Source organism: Streptomyces sp. NPDC060205 (assembly GCF_042728395.1).
In the GTDB taxonomy this organism is placed as follows: domain Bacteria; phylum Actinomycetota; class Actinomycetes; order Streptomycetales; family Streptomycetaceae; genus Streptomyces.
In genome coordinates this window covers 1-7,890 of record NZ_JBHWZP010000396.1, presented here as the reverse complement: position 1 = coordinate 7,890, position 7,890 = coordinate 1, and the positions used below count along the sequence as shown (strand labels likewise).

Below are 7,890 nucleotides of genomic sequence, written 5' to 3'. Positions count from 1 at the left end.
ACGGGCACCCGTTTCCACCCCACCCCCAGGGGACCCGCTCGCCCTCCCCGCAGGGCCCCGTCAGTCCCGCCAGAACGGCTCCCGCAGCTTGAACTTCTGCAGCTTCCCCGTCGCCGTACGCGGCAGCGACTCCACGAAGTCGACCCGCTTGGGCGTCTTGAAGCCCGCGAGCCGCGTCCGGCAGTGGGCGATCAGCTCATCGGCGGTGACACCCGATCCGTCCGTCACCACGAGCGCGGTCACCAGCTCGCCCCATGTCGCGTCCGGGATGCCGATCACCGCCACCTCGCGCACCGCGGGGTGCGAGGTGATGACGTCCTCCACCTCGATCGAGGAGACGTTCTCGCCGCCGGAGATGATGACGTCCTTCTTGCGGTCGGAGATCACCAAGTACCCCTCGTCGTCGAGGTATCCGCCGTCGCCGGTGTGGAACCAGCCGCCCTCCTGGGCCTTCGCCGTCTCCTCGGGCTGCTCCCAGTAGCCGTCGAGGTTGTGGTTGGACGCGGTCAGCACCTCCCCGTCCACATCGACGTCGACGCGTACGCCGAGGGCGGGCGCGCCCGCCCGCCCCAGCCTGCGGGCCCGCTCGGTGGGGTCCAGGCCGTCCCATTCCTCGCGAGCGCGGTTGACCGTGACGAGCGGCGAGGTCTCGGTGAGCCCGTAGATCTGGATGAACTCCCAGCCCAGTTCGACCTCCACGCGCTCGATCGTGCGCGTCGGCGGCGGCGCGCCCGCGCAGACGATACGGACCCGGTCGCGGCCGGGGATCTCGCCCTCCCAGCCGGCGGCGGCGTCGAGCACCGCGTTCAGGACGGCCGGTGCCGCGCACATCAGGGTGACGCCGTGCCGCTCGACACGGCGCAGGATCTCGGCCCCGTCGATCTGGCGGAGCACGATGTGCCGGCCGCCGACGCCCGTCACGCCGTACGGCATGCCCCAGCCGTTGGCGTGGAACATCGGCAGCGTGTGCAGATAGACGTCACGGTCGCTGAGGGTGGTGTGCAGTCCGAACACGGTCGCGTTCAGCCACAGATTGCGGTGGGTGAGCTGAACGCCCTTGGGGCGGGCGGTCGTTCCGGACGTGTAGTTGACGCTGGCCGTCGCGCCCTCGTCCGGCTGCGCCCACTGCCGCGGTTCGGTGTCGGCGAGGAAGAGATCGTCGTCGTCGCCCAGGACGAACTTGTGCTTGACGTCGAGTGAGTCGAGCACCTCGGCGCAGGAGGGGTCCGCGTGGACGACCGAGGCGCCGGAGTGCCGGACGATGTAGTCGATCTCCGACCGGGTGAGCCGGAAGTTCACCGGTACGAGGACCCGTCCCCAGCCGGAGACACCGAAGAACGAGGTCAGCAGGCGCGCCGAGTTCTGTGAGATCACCGCGACCCGGCCGCCCACCGGGACGTCCAGCCGGTCGAGCTTGGCCGCCTGCGCGCGGGCGAGCCTCGCCAGCTCCCGGTAGGTGAGCTCGCCGAGGCCGGGCCCTGGCTGTTCCGGTTCGTCGACGACGGCGACGCGGTCCGGATAGACATGGGCCGCGCGGTCGAGGAAGTCACGGACGGTCAGCGGGTAGTACACGACAACACCTCCGGTTCGGTGGTTCCTTCCTACCTCGCCGAACCGCCCGCGTACCCCCGTGGACCCGTCGCGTTCCCTGTCGACCCGTCGCGGATCCCTGTCGGCCCGTTGCGGACCGGCGCGCCCGAAGAGTACTGTCCGACACACCTAATCAACATGTTGAGTATCAGTGAGCAGAAGAGAGTGAGAGGTGGATGATGACGCACCCCTTCCGCAAGGCGGTCGAGGACGGCGACCACGCGGCCGTCGTCGACCTGCTCGCCGAGGACGTCGTGTTCACCAGCCCGGTGGTCTTCAAGCCGTACGCCGGGAAGGCGATCACCTCAGCGATCCTGGGCGCCGTCATCGAGGTGTTCGAGGACTTCCACTACGTCCGGGAGGTCGCGGACCCGGGCGGCCGTGACCTCGTCCTCGTCTTCGAGGCGCGCGTGGGGGACCGCGCCCTCCAGGGCTGCGACATCCTGCACTTCGGTGCGGACGGCCGCATCGACGACCTCACCGTCATGGTCCGCCCCCTGTCGGCGGCCCAGGCGCTCCAGGCGGCGATGGCGGCCCGCTTCGACGCCATCGCCAAGGAGGCGTCGGCCGCCTCCTGACCGGCATCGGCGGTTAGCCTGATCTCCTTGCCCGAGATCAGGAGACACCGCGCATGACCAGCCCCGGCCCGGAAACGGTGGACGAACCGGCGGAAACCGCCGCGCCCGCCCGGCGCACACGGCTGTGGCGGGGGCAGGGGCCGGCCGTGGCGGTGGTCGCGGTCGGCGGCGCGGCCGGCGCGTCGGCGCGCTACGGGGCCGCGCTGCTGTGGCCCGCGCGGGCGGGCGGCTTCCCCTGGACCACGTTCTGGGTCAATGTCGTCGGCTGCTTCGTGATCGGCGCTTTCATGGTCCTGATCACCGAGGTGTGGGCGCCCCACCCGCTGGTACGCCCCTTCTTCGGCACCGGCGTGCTGGGCGGCTTCACGACCTTCTCGACCTACGCCGTGGACATCCGGCGCCTGATCGACGAGGGCCACCCCCGGACCGCCCTCGCCTACCTCGCGGCCACGCTCCTCGCCGCCCTCGTAGCCGTGTGGGCGGCCGTGGCGCTGACGCGCCGGGTGTCGGCCCGGTGGAGCGCGGGGCAGGTCCCCTCGTGAACTGGGTCCTGGTGATCGTCGGCGGCATGGTCGGCGCGCCCCTGCGCTACCTCACCGACCGCGCGGTGCAGTCCCGGCACGACTCGGGCTTTCCCTGGGGCACCTTCACCGTGAACGTCGTCGGCTGCCTGGTCCTGGGCACCCTGACCGGCGCGGCGACGGCCGGAGCGGCCTCCTCCCAGGTGCAACTGCTGCTCGGTACGGGCCTGTGCGGCGCGCTCACCACGTACTCGACGTTCTCGTACGAAACGCTGCGGCTGGCCGAGACCGGCGCCCGTTCCCAAGCCGTTCTCAACGCGGTCGCGAGCGTGACCGCGGGGCTCGGGGCGGCTTTCGTGGGGGTCACGGTGGCCCAGGCCATCTGGACGTAGTCATACGGCGAGGTCGAGCGGGCTGCGGCGGGCCGGGCGGCCGACCTTGACAGTCACCCGCCGTGCCCCGCAGGATCACCCCCGTGAACCTGTCAGACAGCCAGACAGCTGGCGGCTCCGTGCCGCGGCGCATCAGCGCCATGGAAGCCGTTCTCGCGCATCTTCGCGGCGCCATCGAGGGCGGTGAGTACGCCGTGGGGGACAAGCTGCCCTCCGAGGCGGAGCTGTGCCGGCGGCTGGAGGTCAGCAGGCCCGTGCTGCGGGAGGCCCTGCGCGCCCTGCAGACCATGGGTCTGACCGTGTCACGCACCGGCAAGGGCACGTTCGTCGTGTCGAGCGGCCCCGTCGAGGACCCCACCTTCGGCGACTACACGGCCAGCGACCTGATGGAGGTCCGCCGGCACGTCGAGATCCCGGTGGCCGGATACGCGGCAGTGCGCCGGACCCCCGAGGACCTCGACCACCTGGCCCATCTGCTCGAACGGATGGAGCGCGAGCGGGACACCACCGCGTGGGTCGCCATGGACACGCTCTTCCACCTCGCCGTGGCGCAGGCCGCCCAGAACCCGGTCTTCCGCCGCGTCATCGAGGAGATCCGGGACGCGCTGGCCCGGCAGTCCGCGTTCCTGAACGAACTCGGCGGCCGGCGCGAGCAGTCCAACCGTGAACACCGCGCCATCGTCGAGGCCCTCGTCGACGGCGACGCGGCCGACGCGGCCGACGCCATGGCCCACCACCTCGACCGCGTCGAGACGACCCTCACCGCGATCGTGCGCCCCGAGCGCACCGAACCCGCGGGCACCCCCACAGAAGGCGGAACCAACGCGTGAGCGAGCAGTCCCTCGAAGAACAGACACAGCCCGCGGAGCGGAAAAGGAGGACGAGCGGTCATGTCGACGCCGGTGACGCGGGATACAGCAAGTCCCTGAAGTCCCGCCACGTCAACATGATCGCCATCGGCGGGGCCATCGGCACCGGCCTCTTCCTCGGCGCGGGCGGTCGGCTCGCCGACGCGGGCCCGTCCCTCTTCATCGCGTACGCCGTGTGCGGGATCTTCGCCTTCCTGGTCGTCCGCGCCCTCGGCGAACTCGTCCTGTACCGGCCGTCCTCCGGCGCCTTCGTGTCGTACGCCCGGGAGTTCCTGGGCGAGAAGGGCGCCTACACCGCGGGCTGGATGTACTTCCTGAACTGGGCGACCACCGGAGTCGCCGACATCACCGCGGTCGCCACCTACACCCACTACTGGGGCATGTTCTCCGACATCCCGCAGTGGGTGATCGCCCTCATCGCGCTGGCGGTCGTGCTCACCGTGAACCTGATCTCGGTGAAGATCTTCGGCGAGCTGGAGTTCTGGTTCGCCATCGTCAAGGTCGGCGCGCTCGTCGCCTTCATGCTGATCGGGATCTTCGTCCTGGTCACCCAGCACCCCGTCGACGGAGCGACCCCCGGCCCCTCCCTCATCAGCGACAACGGTGGCCTCTTCCCGAGCGGTCTGCTGCCGATGCTGCTCATCATCCAGGGAGTCGTCTTCGCGTACGCCTCCGTCGAACTGGTCGGCGTCGCGGCGGGCGAGACGGAGAACCCCGAGAAGATCCTCCCGAAGGCCATCAACTCGATCATGTGGCGCGTCGGGCTCTTCTACGTCGGCTCGGTGCTCCTGCTGTCCATGCTGCTGCCCTGGAACAAGTACACCGCCGGGGAGAGCCCGTTCGTGACCGTGCTCTCCAACATCGGCATCCCGGCCGCGGGCGGTGTGATGAACCTGGTCGTGATGACCGCCGCCATGTCCAGCCTCAACTCCGGGCTCTACTCGACCGGCCGCATCCTGCGCTCCATGTCGATGGCCGGCTCCGCGCCCAGGTTCACCTCCGTGATGAGCCGCAGCCAGGTCCCGTACGGCGGGATCCTGCTGACCAGCGGTATCTGCGTGCTCGGCGTCGGGCTCAACTTCGTCGTCCCCGCCGACGCCTTCGAGATCGTGCTCAACTTCGCCGCGCTCGGCATCCTCGCCACCTGGGGCATGATCATGATCTGTCATCTGCAGTTCTGGCGGAAGGCGCAGGAGGGCGAGGTGGACCGCCCCGGCTACCGGCTCCCCGGCTCGCCCTGGACCGAACTCGTCACCCTCTTCTTCCTCGCCTCCGTCCTGGTCCTCATGTACGCGGACGGGGGAGCGGGCCGCACCACCGTCCTGTGCCTCCCGCTGATCGTGGCGGCGCTGGTGGCGGGCTGGTACGGCGTACGCGCCCGCGTCGCCGCCCTGCGCAACGGCCAGGTGGACGCATGAGCGCCGACGCCCTCACCGGCTGCGGGAGTTCGCTCGGCGCGGCACCCTCCGTCAGGGAACCGCTGCACGCACCCCTCGCCCATCTCGTCCGTGGCGGTGTCATCGAGGGCATCCACTACGGCTCGGTGGTCGTGCTCGCCGCCGACGGGAGCGTGGACCTGCAGATCGGCGACATCGAGGCGGCCTTCTACCCGCGTTCGGCGCTCAAGCCCGTCCAGGCGGTCGCGATGGTACGGGCCGGGCTGCCGCTCGACGGCGACCTGCTCTCGCTGGCCGCGGCCAGCCACTCCGGCGAGGAACGCCACCTCGCCGGCAGCCGGCGGATCCTCGAACTCGCCGGACTCACCGAGGACGACCTGCGCAACGTCCCCGACCTGCCCTTCGACCCGGTCGTCCGGGAGAACTGGATCCGCGCCGAGCGGCTTCCGTCGCGGCTCGCCCAGAACTGCTCGGGCAAGCACGCCGCGATGCTCTACACGGCACGGCTCAACGGCTGGTCGCTCGACGACTACCTCGACCCGGCGCACCCCCTCCAACAGGCCATCGAGGAGATCGTCGAGGACCTGACCGGGCAGTCCGTCGCCCAGGTCACCGTCGACGGCTGCGGCGCCCCGCTGTTCGCCGTCTCGCTGCACGGACTCGCCCGCGCCGCCGCCCGGATCACGACGGCCCCGCCCGGCACGCCCGAGGCACGGGTGGCGGACGCGATGCGCGAGCACGCCGAGATGGCGTCCGGCTCCGGCCGCGACGTCGCCGCGCTGATGCGCGCCGTACCGGGGCTGCTCGCCAAGGACGGTTTCGAGGGCGTGCAGGTCGCGGCGCTGCCGGACGGCCGGGCCGTCGCCGTGAAGATCGCCGACGGCGCCGACCGCGCACGCGTACCCGTCACCGCGGCGGCCCTCGCCCGGGCCGGCGTGGACCCGGCCGCGCTCGCCGAGTTCGCCGGGGCGCCGCTCCTCGGGGGCGGCGCGGTGGTGGGCCACATCCGGCCGACCCGCGCGCTCGACCCGCTGCCGGAGCCGCCGGTGGCAGCGCTGTCGGACCGGCCCGCCTGACCGGCTCGCCCCTCTCTGCCTTCTCCCTGCCTTCAACTCCCGGAAAGAAGACACGCACCGCCATGAACGTCCGCAGTGAGCACGACCTGCTCGGCGACCGAGACGTACCCGCCGAGGCGTACTGGGGGGTCCACTCCCTGCGTGCCAGGGAGAACTTCCCCATCACGGGCATGCCGATCTCCGCGTACCCGCACCTGATCGAGGCGCTCGCCGCGGTCAAGGAGGCCGCCGCCCTCGCCAACGAGGAACTCGGCCTGCTGGAGCCCGTGCAGGCGGCGGCTATCGTCGGGGCCTGCCGTGAGATACGGCAGGGGAAGCTGCACGACCAGTTCGTCGTCGACGTCATCCAGGGCGGCGCCGGCACCTCCACGAACATGAACGCCAACGAGGTCGTCGCCAACCGCGCGCTCGAACTGCTCGGGCACGCCAAGGGCGAGTACACCTACCTGCACCCGAACGAGCACGTCAACCTCGGGCAGTCGACCAACGACGTCTATCCGACGGCCGTCAAGATCGCCACGGTGTTCGCGGTGCGGGGGCTCCTGGACGCGATGTCCGTCCTTCAGGACGCCTTCGCGGGCAAGGCCGTCGAGTTCCGCGATGTGCTGAAGATGGGGCGTACGCAGCTGCAGGACGCCGTGCCGATGACACTCGGGCAGGAGTTCTCGGCGTACGCGGTGATGCTGGACGAGGACCGCAGCCGGCTCGCGGAGGCCGTCGAACTGGTCCACGAGATCAATCTCGGCGCGACGGCGATCGGAACCGGGCTCAACGCGCCCGCCGGTTACGCGGAGGCCGCGCGCCGGCACCTCGCGGACATCACCGGGCTGCCGCTGGTGACGGCGGCGAATCTGGTCGAGGCGACCCAGGACTGCGGGGCGTTCGTCCAGATGTCCGGGGTGCTGAAGCGGATCGCGGTGAAGCTGTCCAAGGTCTGCAACGACCTGCGGCTGCTGTCGTCGGGGCCGCGGGCCGGGCTCAACGAGATCAATCTGCCGCCCGTGCAGGCCGGTTCGAGCATCATGCCCGGCAAGGTGAATCCGGTGATCCCCGAGGTGGTCAACCAGGTCGCCTTCGAGGTGATCGGCAACGACGTCACCATCACGATGGCGGCCGAGGCGGGGCAGCTGCAGCTGAACGCGTTCGAGCCGATCATTCTGCACTCGCTGTCCGAGAGCATCACGCATCTGCGGGCCGCCTGTCTGACGCTCGCCGAACGGTGCGTCGTGGGGATCACCGCGAACACGGAGGCGCTGCGGGCGGCGGTCGAGAACTCGATCGGGCTGGTGACCGCGCTCAATCCGTACATCGGGTACTCGGCGGCGACCGAGATCGCGCGGGAGGCTCTCGCCACGGGGCGGGGGGTGGCGGAGATCAGCCTCCGCCCCACCCCGCAAACGCAAGCGCCCCCCACGCACCCGCCAGAGCCAACCTACCCTTGCTGCCTTCCGGCCCTGGGGGAGTTCA

Annotated in this window: 7 protein-coding genes, 1 other RNA gene and 1 pseudogene; 7 read left to right on the top strand and 2 right to left on the bottom strand. The window is 70.8% G+C overall.

What is annotated here, in order from left to right:
• Window positions 1-60: 60 nt before the first annotated feature.
• Window positions 61-1,572 carry an AMP-binding protein gene (locus tag ACFWGJ_RS38970; RefSeq protein WP_387333691.1) on the bottom strand — a complete coding sequence of 504 codons (1,512 nt, stop codon included), beginning with the start codon at window positions 1,570-1,572 and terminating at the stop codon, window positions 61-63.
• A 194-nt stretch (window positions 1,573-1,766) separates the two neighbouring features.
• Here ACFWGJ_RS38970 and ACFWGJ_RS38965 point away from each other — a divergent pair, with 194 nt between their 5' ends.
• The 7 genes and pseudogenes from ACFWGJ_RS38965 to aspA form a co-directional block, all read left to right on the top strand.
• Window positions 1,767-2,168 (top strand): nuclear transport factor 2 family protein, encoded by a 402-nt coding sequence (locus tag ACFWGJ_RS38965; RefSeq protein ID WP_387333690.1) that lies wholly within the window; start codon window positions 1,767-1,769, stop codon window positions 2,166-2,168.
• Window positions 2,169-2,221: 53 nt separating this feature from the next.
• Complete coding sequence (gene crcB / locus ACFWGJ_RS38960; RefSeq protein WP_387333689.1) at window positions 2,222-2,710, top strand: fluoride efflux transporter CrcB; 489 nt, start codon at window positions 2,222-2,224, stop codon at window positions 2,708-2,710.
• Complete coding sequence (gene crcB / locus ACFWGJ_RS38955) at window positions 2,707-3,081, top strand: fluoride efflux transporter CrcB (RefSeq protein WP_387333688.1); 375 nt, start codon at window positions 2,707-2,709, stop codon at window positions 3,079-3,081. The genes crcB (ACFWGJ_RS38960) and crcB (ACFWGJ_RS38955) overlap by 4 nt, the downstream gene beginning before the upstream one ends.
• A gap of 140 nt (window positions 3,082-3,221) precedes the next feature.
• Window positions 3,222-3,911 carry a FadR/GntR family transcriptional regulator gene (locus ACFWGJ_RS38950; RefSeq protein WP_387333692.1) on the top strand — a complete coding sequence of 230 codons (690 nt, stop codon included), beginning with the start codon at window positions 3,222-3,224 and terminating at the stop codon, window positions 3,909-3,911.
• Window positions 3,908-5,368, top strand: coding sequence for an amino acid permease (locus ACFWGJ_RS38945; protein WP_387333686.1), 1,461 nt, complete (start codon window positions 3,908-3,910; stop codon window positions 5,366-5,368). The genes ACFWGJ_RS38950 and ACFWGJ_RS38945 overlap by 4 nt, the downstream gene beginning before the upstream one ends.
• Window positions 5,365-6,423 (top strand): asparaginase, encoded by a 1,059-nt coding sequence (locus tag ACFWGJ_RS38940; RefSeq protein ID WP_387333685.1) that lies wholly within the window; start codon window positions 5,365-5,367, stop codon window positions 6,421-6,423. Before ACFWGJ_RS38945 ends, ACFWGJ_RS38940 begins: the two co-directional genes overlap by 4 nt.
• A gap of 62 nt (window positions 6,424-6,485) precedes the next feature.
• Window positions 6,486-7,805 (top strand): annotated as a pseudogene (aspA, locus tag ACFWGJ_RS38935) (aspartate ammonia-lyase); the annotation flags it as partial.
• Between the two features lie 14 nt (window positions 7,806-7,819).
• On the opposite strand, the gene ffs reads toward aspA, so the two are convergent.
• Window positions 7,820-7,890, bottom strand: an RNA gene (ffs, locus tag ACFWGJ_RS38930) — signal recognition particle sRNA small type; the annotation flags it as partial.

Coding starts and splice junctions, on each gene's coding strand:
- ACFWGJ_RS38965 (WP_387333690.1), top strand. CDS start 1,767: ATGATGACGCACCCCTTCCGCAAGGCGGTCGAGGACGGCGACCACGCG.
- crcB (WP_387333689.1), top strand. CDS start 2,222: ATGACCAGCCCCGGCCCGGAAACGGTGGACGAACCGGCGGAAACCGCC.
- ACFWGJ_RS38950 (WP_387333692.1), top strand. CDS start 3,222: ATGGAAGCCGTTCTCGCGCATCTTCGCGGCGCCATCGAGGGCGGTGAG.
- ACFWGJ_RS38940 (WP_387333685.1), top strand. CDS start 5,365: ATGAGCGCCGACGCCCTCACCGGCTGCGGGAGTTCGCTCGGCGCGGCA.